Below are 25,583 nucleotides of genomic sequence, written 5' to 3'. Positions count from 1 at the left end.
TCCCTCATCGACAAGGACGGCAAGACCGTCGGCAGCCGCCTCATCGGCCAAGCGTTCACCGACACCGACGGCAACCCACTCAAGCAGTACTTCCAATCCCGGCCGTCCGCCGCCGGCGACGGATACGACCCGAGATCCACGTCAGCGAGCAACCTCGGCCCGGAGAACGTCGTGGACACGGACGGCGGACGGAAGCAGAGCCTGCTCACCCAGGTCTGCGCCCGCAGCAAAGCCATCGGCGAACTCGAAGGCGTTGACGGCGCCCGGCCCTACTGCACACCGGACGGTGTCGGCGCGGTCCTCGCCGTGTTCCACCGCGACGGCGCGACCGGCACCGTCACCCGCACGGTGAGCCTCAACGAGGCGTGCCCCCGTAAACCGTTCATCGCCACCTACAGTGGTGTCAAGGTGGAGTGCGCAACACCGGGTGAGGACTACAGCAAGGGCGTCATCACACCGATCCGCGGCGACGCACCGGACCAACCGGCGGTCCCGGCCGACGCGGTCACCGCCAGCGGCAGCGGGCTCGACCCACACATCAGCGTCGCCTACGCCCGCCTGCAGGTGAACCGGGTCGCCACCGCCCGCGGCATGTCCCCAGCGGAGGCGCGGACACTGGTCGACAGGTACACGACCGGGCGGGTGCTCGGCTTCGTCGGTGCGCGGGGCGTCAACGTCCTGCGGCTGAACCTCGCCCTCGACGCCGAGCACCCGGTCCGTCGTTGACAGTTCAGGTCCGCCACCATGAAGGGTGGGCCGGTCACCACCGTCCTGTGGCGGAGAGAGAGTGCGGTGCAACGATGGCGCGCGGACAACTGCGGGTCTACCTCGGCGCCGCGCCCGGGGTCGGCAAGACCTACAAAATGCTCGAAGAAGGCCGCCGCCGCCAGCAACGCGGCACCGACGTCGTCGTCGGCTTCGTCGAAACCCACGGCCGCCCGTTCACCGAAGCCATGCTGTCCGGCCTGGAAGTCGTCCCCCGCAAGGCCATGACCTACCGCGGCGCCGACTTCACCGAAATGGACCTCGACGCGGTCCTCGCCCGCCACCCGGAGGTCGTCGTCGTCGACGAACTCGCCCACACCAACATCCCCGGATCGCAGCACACCAAACGATTCCACGACATCGAGGAACTCCTCGACGCCGGCATCACCGTCCTCACCACCGTCAACATCCAACACCTCGAATCCCTCAACGACGTCGTCGAACAAATCACCGGCGTCCCCCAACGCGAAACCGTCCCCGACGCCGTCGTCCGCCGCGCCGAACAAATCGAACTCGTCGACATGACCCCCGAAGCACTACGACGACGCATGGCACACGGCAACATCTACCGCGCCGAAAAAGTCAACGCCGCCCTCGGCAACTACTTCCGCGTCGGCAACCTCACCGCCCTCCGCGAACTCGCCCTGCTCTGGCTCGCCGACAAAGTCGACGACCAACTCGACCACTACCGCGCCCAGCACGGCATCGACACCACCTGGGAAACCCGCGAACGCGTCGTCGTCGCCCTCACCGGCGGCCCCGAAGGCGACACCCTCATCCGCCGAGCCGCCCGCGTCGCCGCCCGCACCAAAGCCGCGGACCTTCTCGCGGTCCACGTCATCCGCGGTGACGGCCTCGCCGGCGCCGACCCCGCCAACCTCGCCCGGCAGCGCATCCTCGTCGAAACCCTCGGCGGCACCTACCACCAGGTCGTCGGCAATGACATCCCCACCGCGCTCCTCGACTTCGCCCGCGGCGTCAACGCCACCCAACTCGTCCTCGGCGCCAGCCGCCGGCACCGCCTCGCCCAGCTGTTCTCACCCGGCGTCGGCGTCACCACCACCGCCGAGTCCGGCACGATCGACGTCCACCTCGTCACCCACGAACAGGCCAGACGCGGCCGGCTCCGGCGCCCGACGACCAGCGGGCTCACCCTGCGCCGCCGGCTGGCCGGCGTCGCGCTCGCCGTGCTCGCGCTGCCGCTGCTGACCGTCGGCCTCGAGACCATCCAGGCGGACATCTCGCTGCCCAGCGACATCCTCGCCTTCCTCATGCTGACCGTCGCCGTCGCCCTCGTCGGCGGGCTGTGGCCCGCGCTGTTCGCCGCCGTCGGCAGCTTCCTGCTCCTCAACTACTACTTCACGCCACCGATGCACCGGTTCACGGTCGCCGAACGGGAGAACCTGTTCGCCCTGCTGGCATTCGTCCTCGTCGCCACCGCAGTCGCCACCGTCGTCGACCTCGCCGCCCGGCGGACCAGAGAAGCGGCCAGTGCCCGGGCCGAGGCGCAGACCCTGTCCACGCTCGCCGGCAGCGTCCTGCACGGCGACCAGCCACTCCAGGCCCTGCTCGAACGGGTCCGCGAATCGTTCGGCCTCACCAGCGTCACGCTGTTGCAGCGCCGTACCGACGAAGATGCGGCAACGCGCGGCGAGGCCGGCGCGTGGCTGATCGCCGCGAACGTCGGCGAGCCGCCGTGCACGTCGCCTTCGGACGGCCAGACGGAGGTGCCGATCGACGACAACCTCTCCCTCGCCCTGCGCGGCCCGACCCTGGCGGCGTCGGACCGGCGGCTGATCGAGGCGTTCGCCGCCAACGCCGCCATCGCACTACGCCAGCAACGACTCTCCGAACAAGCCGCCGCAGCCGGATCCCTCGCCGAAGTCGACAAACTCCGCACCGCACTGCTGTCCGCCGTCAGCCACGACCTGCGCACCCCCCTCGCCTCCGCCAAAGCCGCCGTCGGCAGCCTCCGCAGCCACGACATCGAATTCTCCACCGAAGACCGCGAAGAACTCCTCGCCACCGCCGAAGAATCCCTCGACAAACTCAACCGCCTCGTCGAAAACCTCCTCGACATGAGCCGCCTCCAGGCCGGCGCCCTCGGCATGCACCCACAACCCATCAGCGTCGCCGAAGCGATCCCCCGCAGCATCGACGACCTCGGCGACATCGCCGCCGCCGTGCGGATCAACGTTCCCGACGACCTCCCCGAGGTCTACGCCGACCCCACCCTGCTCGAACGCATTCTCGTCAACGTCCTGGCCAACGCCCTACGCTACAGCCCACCCGAACAACCACCCCTCATCAGCGTCAGCGAACACGCCGGCCTCGTCGAGGTCCGCATCATCGACCACGGCCCCGGCATCCCCACCGCCGACCGGGACAGGGTTTTCCAACCCTTCCAACGTCTCGGCGACCGCGACAACACCACCGGCGTCGGCCTCGGCCTCGCCCTCTCCCGCGGCCTCGCCGAAGCCATGGGCGGCAACCTCAACCCGGAAAACACCCCCGGCGGCGGCCTCACCATGACCCTCACCCTCCGCACCGCCGAACCCGACACCTACCCAGCCACCCCCGACGAACAAGCCGACCCCGCACTGCTCAAACGCCTCGACCAGTTCCACCACGGCCCAACGGACGGCACCGCATGACCCGCGCGTCGGCGGGTCAGATCGCGAGGACGCCCGGCGGCAACGGGGCCCGTTCCTGGGCATCGAGGAACGCCTTGACGACGGCGCTGTCGGCGCGCCGGCGCATCCAGAACAGCGCCACGTTGCGGTGCGCGGTCGGTGAGTCGATCGTGCGGATGGTCAGGCCCTCGGTGCTGGTGGTCTGCAGCGCGAGGCGGTTGATGACGCCGACGCCGAACGCGGCGCGCACCAGCGCGACCAGCGTCGCCGGCTGGTCGGTCAGGTAGGCGATGTTCGCGCGGCCGGCGGATTCGCCGAGGGTGTTGCGGACGTCGAACCCGCCGCCCTCCTCCTCGGTGCCGGCCGGGTTGCCGATCAGCGGACGGGCCAGGACGTCGTCGAGGCTGACCGTGGCCCGTTCGGCGAGGGGGTCGTTCTCCCGCATCACCGCGACGATGTCCTCGTGCCAGATCGTGCGATGGCACAGGGTGGTCTCGCGCATCTTCGGCAGCAGCGGCCGGAAGGCGAGGTCGACGGTGCCGCTGGCGACCATCTCCTCCAGCGTCGCGGCGTTGCCCTCGTGCAGTTCGACGGTGACGCCGGGGTGTCGGGCCTGCAGCTCCTGCAGCACCGCCGGCAGGTAGGTGGAACTGACGCTGGGGTAGCTGCCGATCGTCACGTGGGCGACGACGTTGTCCAGGGTGCTGCGGACCGCGTCGATGCCGCGTTGCAGCTCCCGCAGCGCGGTCATGGCGTGGCCGCGGAACAGTTCCCCGGCCGCGGTGGTGCAGATGGGCCGGGCCTTGCGGTCGAACAGCGTCACGCCGAGGGCGTGCTCCAGGGCCGCGATGTGGGCGCTGACCCGCGACTGCGACAGGTGCAGCGCGAGCGTGGCGGCGCCGAAGCCGCCCTTGTCCGCCACCGCGAGGAAGCTGCGCAGCCAGGCGGTCTGCAGCGACATGGCATCGCGGGGGTCGCGCGGCGTCAGCTCGGTCCCGTCGAGGTCGTCGGTGGGCTCCTCGCTCATCGGTACTCGGCCTGCGCGAGGGCGACGAGCTCGGCCAGGTGCACCACCCTGGTGCGCAGCCGCGCGCGACGAACCGCTGCCGTCAGCTGGCGCTGGCACCCGGGGTTCACCACGACCAGGAAGTCTAGGTCGAGATCCGCCAGCGCCGCCAGTTTCGCGGCCAGCACCCGCCTGCTGTCACGCCGGCGGAGGATGGCGTACGTGCCCGCGGCGCCGCAGCAGTCGGCCGCGCCGGGGATCTCGACGTAGTCGCCGAGCGTGCCGAGCACCGTACGGGGCGTTGCGCTGACGCCGAGCCCGTTGCGCAGGTGGCAGGAGTCCTGCAGGCCGATGCGGGCCGGGCGGCCGTCGACGAGGACCGGGCCGGGCGCGAGGCCGCGTTCCAGCAGTGCCTCGGAGTAGTCGACGACCCGGTCGCGGCCGGCGACCCCGGCGAGGTGGGCCGCGCAGCCACCGGAGGTGCAGACGATCCGCCCGGGCCGGCCGGCGAGGTCGGCGGCGAGTTGCTCACCGCGGGCCAGGTCGCCGTTGTGGGCGTGCAGCGCGCCGCAGCAGCCCTGTTCGCGCGCCACCCGCACACCGGGCAGGGTGCTGGCGGCGGCGCGGCTCACTGCGGGGTACAGGACCCGTTCGAAGCAGCCGAGCAGCAACGTGTCGCCGTCGTCCTGCGGCGCCGCCGGCGCGGTGAACCGGGCGTGCCGGCGCAGGGCGCCGACGAGGCGGATGATCCGGCCGCGGCTGGCGAAGGCGAGCAGCGGCCGGATGCGCAGCGGCCGGCGCCGCCCCTTCCATTGGGTGTCGCGGAGCTGCTCCAGGAGCCGGCCGTAGGGGACGTCCGCGGGGCACACGGGCTCGCACGCGCGGCAGCCGAGGCAGAACGAGCCCTGCTCGCGGGCGGCGGCGTCGAACACGTCGACCGTGCCGTCGTCGACGGCGCGCATGAGCGCGATCCGCCCGCGCGGCGACGACGCCTCGTCGCCCGTCAGCTTGTAGGTCGGGCAGGTGGGCAGGCAGAACCCGCAGGAGATGCAGGTACCGAGATCCTCCGGGTCGAAGACACGGCCGGCGGTCATGATCCGAGCTTTCCGGGGTTGAGGATGCCGACCGGGTCGAACGCCTGCTTGATCCGGGCCAGCAGCGCGAGCTGCGGCCGGCCGAGCTGCGCCTCGAGGTAGGGCAGTTTCGCCGCGCCGACGCCGTGCTCGCCGGTGATGGTGCCGCCCAGTTCGACGGCGGCGGCGAAGATGTCGTCGAAGGCCGCCGCGACGCGGGCGCGCTGCTGCGGGTCGGCGGGGTCGAAGCAGCCGACCGGGTGCGCGTTGCCGTCGCCGGCGTGGCCGAAGGTCGCCATCGTGACCTCGTGCCGTGCCGCGATCGCGTCGATGCGGTCGACCAGGTCGGGCAGGCGGGAGCGGGGCACGCCGACGTCCTCCAGCATGGTCGCCCCGCCGAGCCTGGCCAGCGCCGGCAGCGCGCAGCGGCGCGCGGCCAGCAGCGCGTCGGACTCCGCCGCCGCGGTGGCGACCTGCACCGAAGTGGCGTCGTGCTCGCGCATGACCGCCGCCATCGCCGACACGGTCCGCCGCACCTCCGCGTCGCTGCCGTCGTCGCCGAACAGCAGCATCGCCCCGGCCGTCGTGTCCAGGTCCAGGTGCGCGTACGCGTCGACGGACCGGATGCATTTCGCGTCGAGGAACTCGAGGGTGGCGGGCAGGATGCCGGCGCCGATGACGCCACGCACGGCGTCGCTGGCGGTGTGCAGATCGGTGAAGTACGCCAGTGCGGTGGTGCTCGCCGCCGGCGCCGGGCGCAGCGCGAGGGTCAGCTCGGTCAGCACCGCGAGGGTGCCCTCCGAGCCGGTGAGCAGGCGGACGAGGTCGTATCCGGCGACGTCCTTGAGCAGCCGGCCGCCGGCGCGGATGACCTCGCCGTCGGCGAGGACGGCCTGGACGCCCAGGACGTAGCCGCCGGTGTTGCCGTACTTGAGCCCGTGCAGGCCGCCGGCGTTGGTGGCAACGTTGCCGCCGAGCGTGGACACCCGCTGGCTGCCGGGGTCAGGTGGGTAGTGCAGGCCGTGCCCGGCGGCGGCGCGGGCCAGGTCCTGGGTCGTGACGCCGGGCTGCACGACGGCGGTCAGGTCGACGGGGTCGATCGACAGGATGCGGTTCATGCGGGTCAGCGCGAGCACGATGCCGCCGTGGATCGGGACCGCTCCGGCGGCGAGGCTGGTTCCCGCGCCGCGCGGCACGACGGGGACGCCGCGCCGGTTCGCCCAGGCCAGGATCCGTGACACCTCCTCGACGCTGCCCGGCCTGACGACGGCGGACGGTGTGCCGGAGAAGCCGAACGTGGCGTCCGTCCGGTAGGGCACGAGCGCCGCCGGGCGCACCTCCACGTTCGACGCGCCGGCGATGCGCCCCAGATCGGCGGCGAGCGCACTCATGCGGCGGTCATCCCGCCGTCGATGACGAGGGCCGCGCCGTTGATGAACCGGCCGTCCGGACCGGCGACGAAGGAGACCATGGCGGCGACCTCGTCCGGTGTACCCATGCGGCCGTCGAGCTGCCGCGCCGCCATCGCCTCGCGGGCGGCGGCCGGGTCGGCGGCGTTCGCCAGGATCTTGCCGACCCACTCGGTCTCCACGGTGCCGGGGCAGATCGCCACGCAGCGTATGCCGTCGCGGGCGTGGTCGACGGCGATGGCCTTGGTGAGGCCGATCAGGCCGGCCTTGGAGGCGCAGTACGCGGCCCGGCGGGCAAGACCGACCAGGCCGCCCACCGAGGCGATGTTGACGATCACGCCGGTGCCCCGGTCGAGCATCAGCGGCAGCGTCGCCCGTGTGGTGAGGAACGGGCCGGTGAGGTTCACCGCCAGGACGCGGCTCCAGTCCTCGTCGCTGGTCTCCAGGACCGTCGCGGCCACGCCGATGCCGGCCACGTTCACCAGCACCTCCGGGGCGCCGACGGTCACCGCGATCTCCCGGGTGACCGAGCCGACGGCGAGCGGGTCGCACAGGTCCACCGCGAACTGGTGCGCCTTGCCGCCGACGTCCTGGATCCGGGCGCGGGTCTCGGTCAGGCCGGCGTCGTCGAGGTCCATCATGGCGACCTCGTAGCCGTCGCGGGCCAGCCACACGGCGGTGGCGCGCCCGATACCGGAGGCGGCACCGGTGACCACGGCAACCCCGCCGATGCTGCGTACCGATCCGGTCATGCGTACGCCGTCCCGGGCAGCGAGCCGTCCATCGCGTACCCGCCGTCGACGTCGAGGCAGGCACCCGTGGTGTAGCAGGCCTCGTCCGAAGCGAGGTAGCAGATGGCCGAGGCGATCCACTCCGGCGGCGCGATCTTCCCCAGCGGGATCTTCGCCTTCAGGGACCGCACGATCTGCTCGGTGTAGATGGGCTCACTCATCCTGGTCCTGGTGGCGCCGGGGCGCACACAGTTGACGGTGATGCCGTGCGGCGCGAGCTCGGAGGCCATCGTGCGGGTCATCGCCTCCAGCCCGCCCTTGGTCGCGGTGTAGGGCGCCGCGTTCGGCTCGGAGACCACGGCGTGCACCGACGAGACGTTGACGATCCGTCCGGCGGTCTGCTGCTCGACCATGATGCGGGCGACGGCCTGGCTCAGGAAGAACACGCCGGTCAGGTTCACCGCGAGCACGCGGTCCCAGTCGCCGCGGGTGACCTCGAGGAAGGGCGCGATGTGCAGGATGCCGGCGACGTTGGCCAGCACGTCGACCTGCCGGGTCTCGGCGCGCAGGCGGGCCTCCAGCTGCGCCGGGGTGCCGGGGTCGGCGACGTCGAGCTCGAGCAGGTGCAGCCGCCCCGGGCCCGGGTCCTGCCACGGCTGGGTGTGCCGCAGGTCGATGGCGTACACGGTGGCGCCCTCGGCGAGCAGCCGCGTCGTGGTCGCCCGGCCGATGCCGGCGTCGGCGCCGGTGACCACGGCGACCTTGTCGCTGAATCTCATGACTTGACCTCTCGTACGCAGCGGAATCGGTGAACTGGCGGCCCGGGGACGGTCATACGACGGCTCCCATCCGCCACGGCACGATCTCCTCGGTGCCGAAGCCGAGTGTCTCGGACTTGCTCGGCGTCCCGGATGCCATGTCCACCAGGTCCTCGAACAACCGGATTCCGTAGCGGATCTGGTCGTCGCGGGACAGCGCGGGGCCGGCGTCGAAGTCCATGTCGCCGCGCATGTGCTCGAAGAGGCGCGAGGTGGTGCTGATCTTGAGGCAGGGCGTGGGACGGGACCCGAACACCGAGCCGCGTCCGGTGGTGAACGCCAGCAGGTTCGCCCCGCCGGCCACCATGCCCGTCGCCGACACCGGGTCGTAGCCGGGGGTGTCCATGAAGGTCAGCCCGGCGGCGGTGACGGGTTCGGCGTAGGCGACGACGTCGTTGAGCGGGCTGGTGCCGGCCTTGAGGACCGCACCCAGCGACTTCTCCCAGATCGTCGTGATGCCGCCGGCCTTGTTGCCCTTGGACGGGTTGCTGTCCAGCGCCGCGCCGTTGCGCGCCGTGTACCCCTGCCACCAGAAGATCAGCTCGTCGATGCGCCGGCCGACCTCCTCGGTGGCGGCCCGGTTGCGCAGCAGGTGCTCGGCGCCGTAGATCTCGGGTGTCTCGCCGAGGATGACCCGGCCGCCGGCCGCGACCAGCAGGTCGGCCGCCACCCCGAGCGTCGGGTTGGCGGTCAGGCCTGAGTACGCGTCGCTGCCCCCGCATTGCAGCCCCAGCACCAGCTCGGACACCGGGATGGGCTCGCGCCGCAGGCCCGCGACGCCGGCGGCCATGGCCGCGATGCGCTCCAGCGCGGCGTTGACGGTGGCCGCGGTGCCGCCCAGTTCCTGGATGCCGAGGGTGTCGGCACCGACGTGCGCGCCGAAGACGTTCTCCGGCTGGTTGACCTCGCAGCCGAGGCTGATCGTCAGCACCGCGACGATGTTCGCGTGTCCGGCGTACCCGCGCAGCGTGCGGCGCAGGATGTCGTCGCCGGTGGTGCCCTCGGCCATGCCGCAACCCAGGTCGTGCGTCAGGGCGATCACGCCGTCCAGCCCCGGGACGCCGGCGTGCGCGGCGTTGGCGGTCTGCGCGACCATGCGGGCGACCGTCGCGGAGCAGTTGACGGTCGGCAGCACCGCGATGTAGTTGCGGGTCGCGGCCCGGCCGTCGGGACGGCGGTAGCCCATGAAGTGCTCGCGCGGCGGTGCGGCCGGTGAACGCCAGGCCGGCCCGGCGCCGTGGAAGGCCGCGCCGCCGGCCGTGTGCGACCCGACGCCGAGGTTGTGCAGGTGCACGTGGGCACCGGCCGGGATGTCGTCGCGGGCGATGCCGATCACCTCGCCGTACTTGCGCACCGGTGCGCCCGCAGCGACGGCGCGGACGGCTACCTTGTGGCCGGCGGGGATGTCGTCGAGCGCGGTGACCACGCCGCCGGCGGTCCGGATGGGTGTTCCCCGGCCGACGTCGCTGACGACCAGCCCGACGTCGTCGGTGCCTTCCATCGGCACCAGCGGCTCCACCGCGTCGGTCGGCGCGGTTGCCGTCATGAAAGCTCGTGGAATCGACCGGATTCCCAGACGGGCAGCGGGAGTGTCATGGCACCGACGATAGGTCGGCGGTCTTCTCCCGGCGAAGCGTGAGTAACAGAACGACACCATCCGTATCGCGAATCGTCGGGCCGCCGAATGCGTTCAGGGAAATGCCCCGGTCGTCGATCCGAATTTCGGATCGAGCCCTGCTGAAACATGCGCTTCACCAGCATGATCGCCGGTTGTAACGTCGGCTGCACATTGAGGGCGGATGCGGCTGAGACCCGTCGTTCCTGCACGCCCCACCTGCCCAGAATCGCACTGGAGGCATTGCATGTCCGATCACCGCCGCGGCTCCGGCGACGACGGCGGGCCGACCGTGATGCATCCGGCGATCGCGGTCGGCAACGTGTCGAAGTCGTTCGGCGGGATCACCGCCGTGGACGGCGTTTCCTTCACCGTTTCCGGTGGCGAGGTCGTCGCGCTGGTCGGGGAGAACGGCGCCGGCAAGTCCACCATCAAGAACGTCATCGGCGGCACCCTGCGGCCCGACTCCGGGCAGGTGAGCTTCGGCGGCGTCCCGGCCGCCGAGGGGGTCGGCGGCGCCAAGCACTCCGGTGTGGCCACGGTGCACCAGGAGACCAGCCTGTTCCTGGACCTGACCGTCGCGGAGAACATCCTCATCGATCGGCTCCGGTCCCCCGGCCGCGTGACGGTCCGCCCCGGGCACCTGCGGCGCGCCGCCGCGCCCGTGCTGCAGCGCGTCGGCGCCGGCTTCGGCCCGGACGTGATCGTGCGTGACCTGTCCGCCGGGCAGCGCCAGCTGGTCGAGATCGCCAAGGCGCTGGCCGCGGACCCGCGGGCCATCGTGTTCGACGAGCCGACCGCGTCGCTGAACCTCGTCGAGCGTGAGCTCATCATGCGCATCGTGGAGCAGTTGCGCGCCGACGGCGTCGCCGTGCTCTACATCTCGCACTACCTCGAGGAGGTCGCCAGGCTCAGCCAGCGGGTCGTGGTCATGCGCGACGGCCGGGTCGTGGCGGACCGGCCGACGGGCGAGCTCGACCGGGCCACGCTCGAATCGCTGATGGTGGGCCGCGAGCTGGCTCGCGGCTATCCGCCCCTGCCGTCGCCGCGCACGGCCACGGCGCTGTCGGTGCACGACCTGGGCGACGGCGGACGGGTCTCGGGGGTCTCGTTCGACATCGCCGAGGGGGAGATCTTCGGCCTGGCCGGGCTGATGGGCTCGGGGCGCACCGAGGTGGCCCGGGCGATTTTCGGCCTGGCCGGCCAGGCCGGCCGGATCGAGGTGGGCGGGCGGCCGTTGCGCCGCGGCAACGTCCGCGCCTGCATCGAGGCCGGCATGGCGTTCGTCACCGAGGACCGGCGGCACGAAGGGCTGTTCCTGGACCGGCCCATCCGGGAGAGCCTGTCCATCGTCGATCTCGACTCGGTCTGCCGGTCCCGCCGGACCGGCTGGCTCGACCACGGCCGCGAGCGCCGCATGACCGAGGAACTGGCGGGCCGGGTGCACCTGGTCGCCCGCAGCGGCTTGAGCATCGACGGCGGCTCGCTCAGCGGCGGCAACCAGCAGAAGGTGGTCCTCGGCAAGTGGCTGGTGAAGCGCCCCCGCCTGATCATCCTCGACGAGCCGACGCGCGGTATCGACGTGGGGGCGAAGGCGGAGATCTACCGGCTGCTCGTGGACCTCGCCCGCGCCGGCTCGTCGATGCTGCTCATCAGCTCGGAGATGGAGGAGGTGCTCGGGCTCAGCCACCGGGTCGGGGTCATGCACGACGGCCGCCTCGCCGGTGTCCTGGACAGATCGCAGGCCACCCAGGAGACCGTGATCCGGCTCGCGACCGGCGGTGCCCGGTGAGCCCGGCGCCCGGCGTGCTCGGACGGCTGCGCGCGGCCGTCCGGCGTGAGCCGTTGCTGCCGGTGCTGGTGGTCCTGTTGCTCGCGCTGGCGGCGTCGTACCCGGGCTTCGCCACCGTCGCGAACGTGCGCAACATCGCCGTTCAGGCGAGCCCGCTGATCATCGCGGCGGTCGGCATGACCTACGTGATCATGACGGCCGGGATCGACCTGTCCGTCGGGTCGATGCTGTTCCTCGCGGCGGCGATCGAGTCCAGCCGGGCCCTCGTCGGCGGTCCGACGGCCGTGGTCTTCGCCGCCATCTGCGTGGCGGGGCTGCTCATGGGGCTGCTCAACGGTCTCGCGGTCGCCCTCACCCGGGTGCCCGCGCTCATCGTCACGCTGGCCACGATGCAGGTGTTCCGCGGCGCCGGTGGCCACATCACCGGCCAGCAGAACATCGACCTGCCCGCGAACCTGCGGGGCATCGGCACCGGAAACCTCCTCGGCGTGCCGACGCCGGTCCTGATCGCCACCGCCGTGGCGCTCGCCGGGGCCTTCGTGTTCCGCCGCACGACGTTCGGCCGGTACGTCCAGGCGGTGGGTTCCAACCCCGACGCCGCGGTCAACGCCGGCCTGCCGGTCCGCCGGGTGCTCGTGGGCGCCTACGCGCTGGCCGGCGTGCTCGCCGCCGTCGCCTCCCTCACCCAGACCGCCCGGCTCGGCGCCGTCCAGCCGTCGATCGGCCAGGGGTTCGAGCTGACCGTGATCACCGCGGTGGTCCTGGGCGGGACGAGCCTGTTCGGCGGGCGGGGCAGCATCGGCGGCACCGTGCTGGGCGCCCTGATCCTCACCACCGTGCAGACCGGCCTGGTCTTCTCGGGCGCCTCACCCTACGTCTTCGACATCGTCCGCGGCGGCGTGCTGCTCGCCGCGGTCCTGGCCGCCGCGGCGCGGTGGCGACACCTCGCCCGGGCACTGCGACTGACCGGCCGGCGCCGCCCGTCGCCGGCGGACGCCACGACGGCCTGACGTCAACCCTCACGTCGACGCGACGTCGGCGTGCTGGCACACCCCCCAAGAAGCAATCGAAGGGAACTACCGTGAAACCGTTCGGTGTTGCACGTTGTCTGGCCCTGGTCGCCGCCGCGTCACTGGCGCTCACCGCATGCGGTTCGGGCTCGGACGGATCGGGCTCGGACTCCGCCACGGCCGGCAAGAAACGCACGATCGGCGTGAGCTTCGACCTGTTGAACGCGATCCGCCAGGCGGAGAAGTCATCGATCCAGAAGGCCGCCGACGCCGCCGGGTACTCCGTCGTCTTCGCCGTCGCCGACCAGGACGCCCAGAAGCAGGCCTCGCAGATCCAGGACCTGATCCAGACGAAGAAGGTCGACGCGGTGATCGTCATCGCGCAGGACGGCCAGCAGATCGCCTCCTCGGCCAGCCTGGCCAAGGCCCACAAGGTCCCGTTCCTCGCGATCGACCGTGCGGTCGCGGACCAGCAGAGCGTCACCTTCCAGATCACCGGCGACCCGGTGGCCGACGGCAAGGCGGCCGCGGCCGAGTTCCTCGCCGCGGCCAAGACGACGCCGCTGAAGGTGCTGGAGCTGGTGGGCGGGCTGACCGACCAGAACGCGATCGGCCGGCGCGACGGGTTCAACGCCGCGCTCGCCGGGCAGCCCAACATCACCATCGCCAGCCAGGTCCCCACCGACTGGAACCCGACGCAGGCCCTCGACGGCACCTCGAACGCGCTGCAGAAGGACCCGACGATCAACTCGATCTACGTCCCGTCGGACTTCCTCCTGCCGTCGGTGCAGTCGGCGCTGACCGCGGCGAACAAGCTCGCGCCGATCGGCGACCCCAAGCACGTCTTCATGGTGACCATCGACGGCGACCAGAACGGCTGCAAGGCCATGCAGGCCAAGACGCTGGACGCCGACATCGCCACGCCCGTCGACGAGTTCGGCAAGCAGGCGATCGCCGCGATCACCACGACGCTCGGCGGCCAGCCGGTCGCGTCCAAGACGGTCCAGGCCAAGGGCCTGACCCTGAACCAGGCCAACTTCGCCACGACCAGCGCGCAGGTGTGGGGCTGTGCGTCCTGATCCACATCGGGTGGAGGGCTCCGCCGCGGAGCCCTCCACCGCCCCGAACGCCGCGGTCCCCGGAGCCGCCCCGAACGCCGCGGTCCCCGGAGCCGCCGCCGGCGCCGGGGACGCCCGGCCCGGCCGCCTGGCCGGGCTGCGCGACCGGACCCGTCACGTCGGCTGGCTCGCCGACCTCGCGATGCTGCCCGCGCTGATCCTGCTGATCGCCGTGCTCAGCGTCATGACCGACGGCCTGCTGACGTCGTCGAACCTGATCAACGTGCTGAGCCAGTCGGCGGTCGTCGCCATCGCGGCGATCGGGGCGACGTTCGTGATCCTGACCGGCGGGATCGACCTGTCGACCGGAAGCGTGATCGGCGCCAGCGGGGTCGCCGGCGCGTGGATCATCACCAGCAGCGGCAACCTGGCGGCCGGCATCGCCGCGGCGCTGTGCACCGGGGTCGTGATCGGGCTGCTGGTCGGGGTCGTCGTCGCGAAGGTCAATGTCGTGCCGTTCGCCGTGACCCTCGCCGCGCTGTACGTCGTGAGCGGCGGCACCACGCTGCTCAGCCACGGCCGGACGATCGCGCCGGTGCCCACGGGGTTCATCCGCTTCAGCATCGAAGGTCCCGGTGGGGTCCCCTACGCCGTGTGGCTGGCCGTCGGGCTGTACGTCGTCGCGCAGGTCGTGCTGACCCGCACCGCCTGGGGCCGGCGCGTCGTGCACGTGGGCGCCAACGTCGAGGTCGCCCGAATCAGCGGCGTCAATGTGGTCCGCACGAGGACGAGTGTCTACGCGGTCGCCGGCCTCTTCTCGGCGATCGCCGGTGTGGTGCTGACCTCGGGGCTGGCCGGGGCGGGTGCGAGCATGGGCAGCCCGCTGCTGCTCAACATCGTCGGCGCCGTGGTCCTGGGCGGCACCGGCCTTTCCGGCGGGCGGGGCAGCCTGCTGCGCACCGGGATCGGCGTGCTGTTCCTGGGATTCCTGTCCAATGGGATGAGCCTGCTCGGATTGCAGAGTTTCGACCAGCAGATCGTCACCGGCTCGTTCATCTTTCTGGCAGCCGCCGCGTACGGATTCCCGCGGTGGCTGCGGCGGCGATCCGCCCGGGCATAGCAAACATCGACGGTCGACATTTCCTAAGTCGATTCGCCATACGGATTGGCGCGTTCCGAAAGACACGATCGACGCATCCACCGAAGCGTCGCTAGGTTCATTTCTGGCTGGTCAATGCCACGTTACCGCCCATCCGATTCCCGCCTGGCGGTCATCGCCTGCGGGGCTGGAAAGGAAACACCATGGCCCGTATCCCGGCACCCGCCAGTGCCGCCGCCCGCCTCAGACGCCGCCTCCTCTCGCTCGCGCTGGCCGCCGTGACCGCGCTGGCCTCGGCCACGCTCGTCCTGGTGACCGGCCCGTCCACGGCCGAGGCCGCCGTCGGCTTCGACTCCAGCCAGTTCCGCGGCGTGCACTGGTCCCGCCTCGGCGACAACTTCAGCCCCGACCGGCTCGTGCTGCAGGGGCTGTCGCCGAACGACGACTACAACACCACCAGGAGCAAGGCCGACGCCATGTTCGCCGCGTTCCAGAGCAACCTGGGCGCCAACACCGTCCGACTGCCGATCAACCCCGCCACCACGTCCTGGACCTCCTACAACGGCGTCATCGACGCCGCCACCGCCCGCGGCTTCAAGGTCATCCTGTGCTACTGGTCGCAGGACGGCACCAACATGGTCCCCGCCGGTTTCCTGGCCACGTTCAACCAGATGTGGGACACCCTGGCCGCCAGGTACCTGGCCAACCCGCTGGTCTACTTCGACCCGATCAACGAGCCCATCGGCTTCAACACCACCCAGTGGCTGAACTTCGCCGCCACCTGGATCGGCCGGATGAACGCCGCCGGCATCGCCAGCAACCGGCTGTTCATCGAGGGCGCCCAGCTCGACGGCGGTGGCTGGGGCAGTGACCTGCGGCCGCTGTGCAACGACGCCCGCTTCAACGGGGTCTACCTCGGCATGCACCGCTACGCCTTCCCGTACGGCGCGCGGACCTACGACCAGTGGGTCACCGACATCACCACCCTCATGGGCAACTGCACCGCGCGCACCGTCATCGAGGAGTTCGGCGCGTCGGCGGACACCGGCGTCGACTTCAACGCCACCCCCAGCGGCACGACCGACAAGGAGGTCGCATACCTGCGGGCCCTCACCGACGTCGCCCGCAACAACCACCTGGGCGCGATCTGGTGCCACGTCATCGGCGGCAGGACCACGACCCCGGACCATGACACGCTCAACATCCTGCGCCTCGCCAGCGGGTTCGACGGCAGCTCCAACAACCTGCCGCTGTGGACCCCCAACCCCACCGCCGTGGACCGCCTCAAGTACGCGTGGGGCGGGCGCGGCACGGCCACGACCGAGCTGCGCAACGTCGGCACCAACACGTGTCTCGACGTGCCCAACTCGTCGCAGACCAACGACCTGCAGGTCCAGGTCCGGGGCTGCCTGAACGCCACCAACCAGCGATGGACCAGACAGGCGAACGGGTCGATCACCGTCTACGGCAACGCGAAATGCCTGGACGCGTTCGGCTTCGGCAAGACCAACGGCACCCGGGTCGTCATCCATGACTGTCTCGGCAACGCCAATCAGAAGTGGAACTTCTTCTCCGACGGGACCATCCGCGGCGTCGACTCCCGCCTGTGCCTGGACGCCGACCCGGCCAACGCCCAGAACGTGCGGCTCTGGGCCTGCGGCGGCGGCAACAACCAGAAGTGGCGGCTCTTCGGCTCGCCGGTCGGCCTGCGCGCCGCCGTGAACGGCGGGATCGTGGCCGCGGAGTCGGCCGGCACGCAACCGCTGATCGCCAACCGGCCGGCCGTCGACCCTTGGGAACGGTTCGACTTCATCGACAACACCGACGGCAGCGTGAGCCTGCGCGCGCAGGCCAACGGCAACTACGTCAGCGCACCCAACGGCGGCGCGTCGTCGCTGATCGCCGACAGCCCGACCCTCGGCACGGCCCAGAAGTTCGACCTCATCTACAACCCCGACGGCAGCATCAGCTTCCGCGCCCGCGTCAACGGCCGGATCGTGGCCGCGGAGTCGGCCGGCACGCAACCGCTGATCGCCAACCGCACCGCCGTCGGCCTCTGGGAGCAGTTCGACCTGCTCGTCTAGAAAGCGACGCCAGACAGGCGACGCCAGACGGCAACGCCAGACAGCGACGCACCGAACAGCGCACCTCGACCGGCCGCGGCGGCATACGCTGCTGCGGCCGGTCGAGGACCGATGACATCCCGACGCTCTCGTGAGGAGGCACCGTGAACGGCCCGGCGATCCGCGTCGACGCGCACCAGCACTTCTGGGACCCCGCCCGGTACACCTATCCCTGGATGGCCGGCGACGCCATGGATCCCGTCCGCCGCGCGTTCGGACCCGACGACCTCCTGCCCAGCCTGCGCGCCGCGCGCGTCGACGCCACGATCCTCGTCCAGACGCTGTCCAGCGTCGCGGAGACCCGCGAGTTCCTGCAGCTCGCGGCGGCCACCGACGTCGTGCGTGGCGTGGTGGGCTGGGTCGACCTGACCGCGCCGTCGGTCGGCGACACGCTCGACGAGCTGCTCGACGGGCCGGGCGGCCACCTGCTGGTCGGCGTCCGCCATCAGGTCCACGACGAACCGGACCCGGACTGGCTGCGGCGCGACGACGTACGCCGCGGCCTGGCCGCCGTGCAGCACCGGGGGCTCACCTACGACCTGCTGATCCGGGCCCGGGAGATCCTCGCGGCGACCGACACGGTCCGGCGCCTGCCGGGGCTGCCGTTCGTGCTCGACCACATCGCGAAGCCGCGCATCGCCGCGGGCCGGGACGACCTCTGGACGCTGGGCATGCCGGCGCTCGCCGCCGAGCCGAACGTGTCGGTCAAGGTGTCCGGGATGGTCACGGAGGCCGACTGGGCCTCGTGGACGCCGCAGGACCTGCGCCCGTTCGTCGGCCGCGTCGTGGACTGGTTCACGCCGCAGCGCCTCCTGTTCGGCTCCGACTGGCCCGTCTGCCTGCTCGCCGGCTCCTACGAGGCGGTCCTGGCGGGCCTCACCGCCGCCCTGCCCGCGCTGAGCCCGGGCGAGCTCGAGCAGGTCTTCGGCGGCAATGCGGCGCGCTTCTACGGCATCGGCGCCGACCGGGGGTAGCGCAGGACTGCCGAAGGAATCCCGAAGGTCGGCCTCCCAGCATGGAGCGCGGATTGCCGACCTCAGGAGGTTCTCATGGCACCACGCACTCGATCAGGCCGCGCCACGCTCGCTCTCGGGTCGGTGCTCGCGGTCATCGCGGGCACGTTCGTGGCGGCGCCGCCGGCGCACGCGATCCCCGCCGACCCGGTCTGCCTCGGCATCAGCATGTCGACGGCGCAGGCGATGGGGTTCGACATCTTCCTCGGCACGAACGGCAACGACACGTACCTCAACACCACCGGCACCAACGTGTGGGCCTGGGGCGGGCCCGGCGACGACACCATCACGACAGACTCGGGCGACGACATCATCTGCGCGAACGAGGGTGCCGACACCGTGGTCGCCGGCGCCGGTCGGGACGAGGTGCGCGGCGGCGACGGCGACGACACGATCGACCTCGGCAACGGCACGTTCGGCTACGCCGAGGGTGGCCTGGGCAACGACACCATCACCGGCGGCGGCAACGAGGACGACGTCTACGGCGACGACCTCGTCGTCACCGCTGCCGACGGCGGCGACGACGTGATCTACGGCGGTGGTGGCGGCGACTACCTGCACGGCGGCGCGGGCAGCGACACGCTCTTCGGCGAGGCCGGCGACGACAGCATCAACGGCGACGCGGGCGGGGACAACCTCTACGGCCAGCTCGGCGACGACAGCATCTACGGCAACGACGGCGGCGACTTCATCGACGGGGGCGGCGGCGACGACCGCCTGTTCGGCCTCGACGGAAACGACGGGATCGCCGGCGACGACGGCGACGACCGGCTCTACGGGGACGACGGCGACGACACCCTCGACGGCGGCGCCGGCGTCGACGTGCTGTACGGCAGTGACGGCGTGGACGACCTCGTCGGGGGCGGCGGCACCGACACCGGCGACGGCGGCCTCGGCGTCGACACCACCTGCGACGTCGAGGTCCTGACCAACTGCCCGTGACCCGTGCCGGCCGGCGGCCACCATGCCGCCGGCCGGGACGCCGCGCGGGTTACGAGGCGGACGCCTGCTCCTGCTGGTTGGCGTTGTTCGACGCGCGGGTCGACGCGTCGCGCAGCGCGCCGGCGACGTTCTGCAGCTGGGTGCGGTGGGTGTTGAGCCAGTCGTTGCGGAAGCCGTCGGCGTCCGAACCCAGCCACTGGGTGCCGTCGAGCTGGCCGGTGAGGGCGCTCGCGATGGTCTCGATCTCGTCCGCCTTCGCGTTGAGCTGGTTGGCGAGTGTGCGGACGGCCGAGATGTCCATCCCTGTCAAGCCGGACATGGTGCTCCTCTCATTGTTTCCTACTGGGTTGCGTCGGCGGGTTCGGTGACGAAGCCGACCTGCACGACCGCGGTCGTGCCGCCCCGGACGAACAGCGCCCGTCCGGGTGGGAAGTCGGCCCGGTTGAGCCGGGCCGGGAACGGCGTGCGGAAACGGTCGCCGTCGTTCATGTCGGGGGCGAAGGCCAGGCCGTAGCGGCCGGCGCGGACCTGGCCGAGGATGCCGTAGCTGGACGTCAGCGCCGAGGACTCGCCCTCGGCCACGACGAACACGCCCTCGTCGCGGCAGACCTTCAGCAGGTCGCTCAGCGGGGCCTCGGCCATCCCGGCGAGCTCGACGACGTTCTCCAGGAACACCGCCGCCCGTTGCCCGGCGCCGCCGAGCAGGTCGTCGGTGAGCTGCTTGGCGAGCCGGTTGACCTCGTCGGCGCCGGCCGCCCGGTCGGTCCAGATCGGCGCGGCGGCGAGCCTGGACCGCCGCTGGGCGCTGAGGCAGTGCAGCCGGATCGCCGGGTCCCACCGGCGCAGCGCGGTCGCCAGGGCGCGCAGGCCGGCGGTGCGGCCGGACTGGGGCGCGCCGATGACGAGGAACACCCCTTCGGGGGCGAACGGCTGCGGTTGCATACTGGCCGCGGCGACGCCGAGCACCGGCAGGTCCGCGACGGTGGGTGGGAGCAGGTCCAGCGGCACCAGCTTGGGCACCTCGGCGACGGCCGGGGCGGGCTGGACGCCGGCGTGGGTGAGGGCGCGGGCGAACTCGCGCAGGTTCGCGGCCTGGCTGCCGACGTCCGACCGCGCGCCGAGGATCGCGACCTGCAGCTCCGCCGCGGACGCCGCCGACGCGCCGCCGAGCAGCCCCCGGCCGGGTGGTGAGCCGGGCTTGAGGACGTCGGCGGGGAGGTTCATGCCGTGGTACTCGTTGGGGTCGGCCATCCGCAGCACCACCCTGGTCTGCACGGCGGAGGACAGGACCGACGGCACCGACGCGGGGCGGTCGGCGGTGAGCACGACGTGGATGCCGACCGGCCGGCCGTCGACGGCGATCGCGCAGAACGTGTCGAAGAGCCGGGCCCGTTCGCCGGTCTCGTACGCCTGCCGGAACGCCGCGACGCCGTCGACGAGCAGCAGGATCCGGGCCTCGGCCGGGCGGCCGAGCGGGGCGGCGCGGTAGTCGGTGATGGTGCCGGCGCCGGCCTTGGCGAACCGTTCGGCGCGTTCGGCGATGAGCCGGCTGAGCTCGTTGAGCAGCCGGGCGATGCGTTCGTGTTCGGTGGCACCGAGGATGCTGCCGACGTGCGGGAGCGGTTCGAGCATGTCCAGGCCGCGGGCGCCGAAGTCGAGGCCGTAGACGTGGCAGGGGCCGCCGCGCACCGACGTGGAGCCGGCCGCAACCGCGATGGTGCGCAGCAGGGTGCTCTTACCGGATCCGCCGGTGCCGTAGACGGCGAGGTTACCGTGGGTGTCGGGGCGGAACGCGACCGGCGGCTGGGCCTGTTCGTCCGGGTCGTCCTGGATGCCGAAGACGAGTTCGCGGTCGCTGCGCGACACCGGCACCCGGGTCGGGTCGGCGAGGTCGTACAGGTCGCCGAGCGGCGGCAGCCACGGCTGGTCCGGCCGGGCGATACGGGCCTGCACCCGGGCCCCTTCCAGGGCCGCGACGAGCCGCTGGATGTCGGTGCGGCCGAGGTCGGCGGGCTGTTCGTCCGAGGAGGGCAGCTCCCACCCGGTCCGCACGCCGAAGCCGAGCTCCTCGACCAGGATCTCCGGCGGGTCCGGTTCGTCGCGGGTCCACCCGCCGGCGTAGCCGGTCTGGAACGGCACGAGCCGGCCGGGTCCGGTCTTGGACACGGCGCGGCCGGGGACGGCGGAGTCGAAGTAGGCGGCCTGCGGCGAGCCGAGGACGTCGACGCTGTCGGACTCGTCGGCGGTGCGCAGCGCGAGCCGCAGGTTCGTGTTGGCCCGCAGGTTGTCCTTGATGACCCCGGCCGGCCGTTGCGTCGCGAGGATGAGGTGTACGCCCAGCGACCGCCCTCGCTGTGCCACGTTGATCATGCCGTCGACGAACTCGGGCAGTTCGGTGACGAGCGCGGCGAACTCGTCCACGACGATGACGAGGCTCGGCGGCGCGTCGGTGATGCCTTTCTTCTCCAGTTCGACCAGGTCCTTGGCGCTGTGCAGGGCGAAGAGCTTCTCCCTGCGGCGCAGCTCGGCGGCGAGGGACACGTGCGCGCGGCGGACCTCGTGCGGGTCGAGGTCGGTGACGAGACCGACCTTGTGCGGCAGGTCGGCGAGGTCCTTGAACGCCGACCCGCCCTTGTAGTCGATGAGCAGGAAGGTGAGCCGCTGCGGGCTGTGCGCGGCGGCCATGGCGAGGATCCACGACTGCAGCAGCTCGCTCTTGCCGGATCCGGTGGTGCCGCCGACGAGCGCGTGCGGCCCGTCGGAGCGCAGGTCGAGGGCGTGCGCGCCGAGCGCGGACCGGCCGATGACGGCGCGCAGCGTGCCGGCCTGTTTCGCCGGCACCGGCGGCGCGTAGGGGCCGGTGACGATCGACCGGCTCGCCTGCCAGCGTTCGATGACGACGGCCGGGTCGGGGCTCAGCGGCTGTTCGGTGACGGCGAGCAGTGGCACCGCGCGGGGCAGGTCGGTGTCGTCGTCGAGGCGGGCGCCGACGTCGACGAGCGGGGCGAGCCGGCGGGCCAGTTCGGCCGCGGTGGCCGGGTCGACGTACTGGACCTGCAGCGGGTCGACGCGTTCCCCGTCGTGGGCGAACCCGGCGAACGCGGCGCCGCCGGACGGGCTCAGCTCCACGTAGGTGCGGCAGGAGGCGGGCAGCCGGGTGGTGTCGCCGGCCAGCCACAGCACATGGATGCCGTGCGCGGCGCCGTGTTCGGCGAGCTCGACCAGGCGGCTGCGCTCCACGGGGGCGTCGTCCTCGACGACCACCAGCACCACCGGCAGCGCCGCAGCGGTCTTGCCCTGCCGGGCGGCGAGGAGCTCCTCGAGGGCGGAGGCGAGCGCGATCCCGCTCTCCGGCCCGGACGCGAGGTGCCGCGCCGGCAGCGGGCTGTGCGCCGACGTGGTGTGCGGCAGCCACTTGAGCCATTCCCAGTGCGGCGCGGTCGCCGAGGACGCGAACGCGCCCAGCACCAGCTCCGCCGGGGAGTGCAGGGCGGCGGCCTGCACGACGAGGGCCCGGGCGGCGGCCAGCAGCGGATCCCGCGGCCCGGCGACCCCGATGGCGCCGTGCTCGGCCGGGCGGGCCACGATCGGCGCCCCGTCGACGGTGTCGTGCCGGGCGACGAGCGCGGTGAGGTCGGCCGTCAGGTCCCGTGGTGCGTGCCGGTTCGACGGCAGCTCGATGCGGTTGCGGGCGGGCTGCCGGCCGGTGCCGAGCCGCAGTTCGGCGAAGCCGGGTTCGCCGGGGCGGCGGGTCCACAGCAGCGGGGTGCCGAGCCTGACCGCCTCGACGCAGTCGGCGAGCGACGGGTGTTCGTGGTGGCGGGCGGCGACCTCCTCGGCGGCGGCCGCGGTCGCCTCGACGTCGAGGGCCTCGAGGTCGTCGCGGAAGACCCGCAGCGCCTTCTTGAACGACGAGCGGCCGGCCAGGGTCGCCTCGACGCTGTATCCGACCATCATCAGCGGGCTGAGCGCCACGAAGATGAGTGACGTCGTCGACTTGGTGATGGAGTACAGGATCGCGCCGAGCAGCATCGGCATCGCGAGCGCGACCAGCGGCAGCCGCGCCGGGGTCGGCCGTTGCGGCGGCTCCGGGGCGGGCCGGGTGGTGCCCTCGTAGTGCGGGGCGAGCCGCGGCGAGCGGATGAACCCCTCGGCGGCGGCGTCCCGGTCGACCGGCGCGCCGCTGGAGATCCGCACGGTCAGGTCGGTGTCGCCGATGCGGATCGTGTCGCCGGAGCGCAGCGACGCCCGGGTGACCTGTTCGCCGCCGAACTCGAGGCCGTTGGCGGAGCCGAGGTCGACGATCTCGGCGCTGCCGCCGACGGTGAGCCGGGCGTGCTGCCGCGACACCATCGGGTCGGTGAGGCGCACCTCGCAGGCGCGGTCGCGGCCGATGACGGTGGTCCGGGACTGCAGGACGAACTCAGCTCCGGTGTCGGGGCCGGCGGTGACGTTGACGACCGCGACCGTGTCGCCGCGGCGGGTGTCGTACGTGTCCGGGGTCAGCGTGACGGCCGCGGTCATCCCGGACTGCAGGCCGCTTTCGGCGAGCTTCAGCGCCGGGTCGAGGGTCCGGTCGCGGGGTCCGGCCAGGCGCAGCGTCGGCATGTCCCGGGCGGTCGGCGGGGCGGCGCCGTGCCGGCGCGGGTCGGCGCGCAGCAGGTGCCCGGCGAGGTCGCCGACGGTGGCGCCGGCGTCGACGGTGGCGAGCAGGTCGACGTCGGGTGCGCCCTGCCGGCGCAGCGTGAACTTGAGCTTCAACGGGTCCCTCCGGACGCGACGGCGGTGCGAACGGGCAGTGCGGGGGCGCCGGCCCGCCGGCGGCGACGGCGGCGACGGCGGGGGCGCAGCGACCGCGGGCTCAGCGCGGCCCGCCACCGCCGCCACCGGCCGCCGGAGCGGGTGAGCAGCCGGCGGGCCGCGTCGACGTCGCGCCAGAACTCGGCCGCCTGCGCCGCGGCCGGTTCGCCGGCGCCGTACACGGCGGCGTCGACGGCCGTGGCGAGCCGCCCGAGGTCGACGTCGGGCTGACCCGCTGGCGGGACCGCCGGGCCGACCCGGCCGAGGCCGCGACCGGCGAGCAGGACCGCCTCCTCCTGCCGGGTGCCGCCGGCCGGGACGTCGGCGCCGAGGTCGCGGGCCGCGTCGACGAGCTCCCGCCAGCCGCCCGCGTACCGGCCGGTGACCGGGCCGCGGGTGCGCCGGCGGTACCGGCGCCGCGCCTTGACCCCGATGACCGCGCCGGCGGCGAGCAGGACGGCGAGCAGCGGCGGCCCGCCGTAGGTGACGACCGGCGCGATCGTGCGCCACCAGCGTTCCCACCACGGTGCCTTGCGCTTCTCCCCGCCGGTGGTGCGCGGGTCGGTGCGGCTGGTGTCGGTGGTGGACGTCGGCTGGCGGGCCGCGTTCGGCGGCGGCACGACGATCGCGTCGGTGTTCTCCGCGGCCTGCGGTGGCTGCTGCTCGGGCTTCTTCGACACGTCCGGCATGAACTCGGTCTGCGGCACGGTCGCCCAGCCGCCGGCGACGTGCACCTCGACCCACGCGTGCACGTCGCTGCCCCGCACGACCCCGCCGGCGCCGGGGGTGGCACCGAGCACGACCCGGGCCGGCAGCCCCAGGTAGTTGGCGATGAGGGCGTACGCGGCCGCGTACTGCTCGTCGTTGCCGGCCGGGCGGAGCTCGCTGAAGAAGGCGGCGAGCCGGCCGAGGCTGTGCCCGGGCAGGTACTGGCCCTCCCCCGGGCCGCCGTCGGTGTAGGCGCCGTTGGCCCGCAGGTAGGCCGCGACGGCCTTCAGCTGCGCGGTCCCGCCGGTGGCGCCGCGGGTCCAGGTGGCGACCTTGCTGGACAGCAGCGCCTGCGCGTTCTCGGTGAGGGCGGGCCGCCCGGCCGGGGCGGCGTCCTCGGGCAGGGTGACGGTCGCGACGGTGGTCCGCACGGTGTAGCTGTCGCCGGCCGCGAGCCGGGCGGTCACGAGGCCGGTGGACGCGGCGAGGTTCACCCGGAGGCTCTCGGCGAGCGCGGCCCGGCGGGCGCCGGCGAACTCGATCGACCCGGCGGTCCCGGCGCCCGGCAGCCACGGGTTGAGGTCGGTCGCGGCCGCGTAGGCGGGGGCGATCGTGACCCGCACGGTGGTGCCGCCGGCCGGTCCGAAGGTGGTGCCGACGCGCTGGTAGCCGCCGTCGGTGCGGGTGGCGCCGGCGCCGCCGGCCGCGCCCCACACGGATCCGTCGTAGTCGTCGAGCAGCGCGATCCGCACGGGTGCCCCGTCGGGCAGGCCGGTGACGGTGAACAGCGGCTGGTCCCACAGCTGGTTGGCGTCGCGGGTGTACTTGCGGAACCCGACGAGGGGGCTGGCGTAGGCGCCGATGTCGAACGGCGGCACCACGTGGTCGCGCATGATCAAGACGATCGCCCGGCAGCACCTGGCCACCGACGGGGCCAACCTGTCGCTGCGGGCGGTGGCCCGCGACCTCGGGGTCGTCTCGTCGGCGA

18 protein-coding genes are annotated in these 25,583 nt (G+C 72.6%); 9 read left to right on the top strand and 9 right to left on the bottom strand.

Features of this window, described 5'->3' with window-relative positions; genetic code table 11:
- Both AB0K00_RS56005 and AB0K00_RS56000 read left to right on the top strand, forming a co-directional pair.
- Nucleotides 1–726, top strand: a 726-nt coding sequence (locus AB0K00_RS56005; protein ID WP_363539573.1) for a potassium-transporting ATPase subunit C, incomplete at its 5' end; no start/stop codon positions are given.
- Between the two features lie 74 nt (nt 727–800).
- A complete protein-coding gene (locus tag AB0K00_RS56000) occupies nt 801–3,419 on the top strand; it encodes an ATP-binding protein (protein WP_363539571.1) in 2,619 nt (872 codons plus the stop codon).
- A gap of 16 nt (nt 3,420–3,435) precedes the next feature.
- Here AB0K00_RS56000 and AB0K00_RS55995 read toward each other — a convergent pair whose 3' ends face one another.
- From AB0K00_RS55995 to AB0K00_RS55970, 6 genes are read right to left on the bottom strand one after another with little or no spacing between them, the layout of a single operon-like run.
- Nucleotides 3,436–4,425, bottom strand: a complete 990-nt coding sequence (locus AB0K00_RS55995; RefSeq protein ID WP_363539569.1) for a LysR substrate-binding domain-containing protein — start codon at nt 4,423–4,425, stop codon at nt 3,436–3,438.
- Entirely contained in the window at nt 4,422–5,498 is a 1,077-nt protein-coding gene (locus AB0K00_RS55990; RefSeq protein WP_363539567.1) for a (Fe-S)-binding protein, read from the bottom strand. The genes AB0K00_RS55995 and AB0K00_RS55990 overlap by 4 nt, the downstream gene beginning before the upstream one ends.
- Nucleotides 5,495–6,868, bottom strand: coding sequence for an FAD-linked oxidase C-terminal domain-containing protein (locus AB0K00_RS55985; protein ID WP_363539565.1), 1,374 nt, complete (start codon nt 6,866–6,868; stop codon nt 5,495–5,497). Before AB0K00_RS55985 ends, AB0K00_RS55990 begins: the two co-directional genes overlap by 4 nt.
- Nucleotides 6,865–7,638: an SDR family oxidoreductase gene (locus tag AB0K00_RS55980; RefSeq protein ID WP_363539563.1), complete on the bottom strand. Its 774-nt coding sequence runs from the start codon at nt 7,636–7,638 to the stop codon at nt 6,865–6,867. Before AB0K00_RS55980 ends, AB0K00_RS55985 begins: the two co-directional genes overlap by 4 nt.
- Nucleotides 7,635–8,396 (bottom strand): SDR family oxidoreductase, encoded by a 762-nt coding sequence (locus AB0K00_RS55975; RefSeq protein ID WP_363539561.1) that lies wholly within the window; start codon nt 8,394–8,396, stop codon nt 7,635–7,637. Before AB0K00_RS55975 ends, AB0K00_RS55980 begins: the two co-directional genes overlap by 4 nt.
- A 52-nt stretch (nt 8,397–8,448) precedes the next feature.
- Nucleotides 8,449–9,981, bottom strand: coding sequence for an altronate dehydratase family protein (locus tag AB0K00_RS55970; RefSeq protein ID WP_363539559.1), 1,533 nt, complete (start codon nt 9,979–9,981; stop codon nt 8,449–8,451).
- A 316-nt stretch (nt 9,982–10,297) separates the two neighbouring features.
- On the opposite strand from AB0K00_RS55970, the gene AB0K00_RS55965 reads away from it, so the two are divergent.
- From AB0K00_RS55965 to AB0K00_RS55935, 7 genes are all read left to right on the top strand, one after another.
- Nucleotides 10,298–11,842 (top strand): sugar ABC transporter ATP-binding protein, encoded by a 1,545-nt coding sequence (locus tag AB0K00_RS55965; RefSeq protein WP_363539557.1) that lies wholly within the window; start codon nt 10,298–10,300, stop codon nt 11,840–11,842.
- The gene (locus tag AB0K00_RS55960) at nt 11,839–12,852 is read left to right on the top strand and encodes an ABC transporter permease (RefSeq protein WP_363539555.1); all 1,014 of its coding nucleotides are present in this window, start codon (nt 11,839–11,841) and stop codon (nt 12,850–12,852) included. The genes AB0K00_RS55965 and AB0K00_RS55960 overlap by 4 nt, the downstream gene beginning before the upstream one ends.
- Nucleotides 12,853–12,923: 71 nt before the next feature.
- A complete protein-coding gene (locus AB0K00_RS55955; RefSeq protein WP_363539553.1) occupies nt 12,924–13,931 on the top strand; it encodes a sugar ABC transporter substrate-binding protein in 1,008 nt (335 codons plus the stop codon).
- A complete protein-coding gene (locus AB0K00_RS55950; RefSeq protein ID WP_363539551.1) occupies nt 13,921–15,030 on the top strand; it encodes an ABC transporter permease in 1,110 nt (369 codons plus the stop codon). The genes AB0K00_RS55955 and AB0K00_RS55950 overlap by 11 nt, the downstream gene beginning before the upstream one ends.
- A 182-nt stretch (nt 15,031–15,212) precedes the next feature.
- Complete coding sequence (locus AB0K00_RS55945; protein ID WP_363539549.1) at nt 15,213–17,093, top strand: RICIN domain-containing protein; 1,881 nt, start codon at nt 15,213–15,215, stop codon at nt 17,091–17,093.
- Nucleotides 17,094–17,236: 143 nt separating this feature from the next.
- A complete protein-coding gene (locus AB0K00_RS55940) occupies nt 17,237–18,106 on the top strand; it encodes an amidohydrolase family protein (protein WP_363539547.1) in 870 nt (289 codons plus the stop codon).
- Nucleotides 18,107–18,181: 75 nt separating this feature from the next.
- Nucleotides 18,182–19,087 (top strand): calcium-binding protein, encoded by a 906-nt coding sequence (locus tag AB0K00_RS55935; protein WP_363539545.1) that lies wholly within the window; start codon nt 18,182–18,184, stop codon nt 19,085–19,087.
- Between the two features lie 49 nt (nt 19,088–19,136).
- Here the strand turns inward: AB0K00_RS55935 and AB0K00_RS55930 are convergent, their stop codons facing one another.
- The 3 genes from AB0K00_RS55930 to AB0K00_RS55920 are packed head-to-tail and all read right to left on the bottom strand — an operon-like array spanning nt 19,137 to nt 25,488.
- Nucleotides 19,137–19,406 carry a hypothetical protein gene (locus AB0K00_RS55930; RefSeq protein WP_363539543.1) on the bottom strand — a complete coding sequence of 90 codons (270 nt, stop codon included), beginning with the start codon at nt 19,404–19,406 and terminating at the stop codon, nt 19,137–19,139.
- A gap of 20 nt (nt 19,407–19,426) precedes the next feature.
- The gene (locus AB0K00_RS55925; RefSeq protein WP_363539541.1) at nt 19,427–23,848 is read right to left on the bottom strand and encodes an FtsK/SpoIIIE domain-containing protein; all 4,422 of its coding nucleotides are present in this window, start codon (nt 23,846–23,848) and stop codon (nt 19,427–19,429) included.
- Nucleotides 23,845–25,488 carry a transglutaminase domain-containing protein gene (locus AB0K00_RS55920; protein WP_363539539.1) on the bottom strand — a complete coding sequence of 548 codons (1,644 nt, stop codon included), beginning with the start codon at nt 25,486–25,488 and terminating at the stop codon, nt 23,845–23,847. The genes AB0K00_RS55925 and AB0K00_RS55920 overlap by 4 nt, the downstream gene beginning before the upstream one ends.
- Nucleotides 25,489–25,583: the final 95 nt, after the last annotated feature.

It is taken from the genome of Dactylosporangium sp. NPDC049525, from assembly GCF_040676755.1.
Classification (GTDB): domain Bacteria; phylum Actinomycetota; class Actinomycetes; order Mycobacteriales; family Micromonosporaceae; genus Dactylosporangium.
Note: the sequence above shows the minus strand (reverse complement) of the source record. Positions and strands in the feature narration are given on the sequence as shown.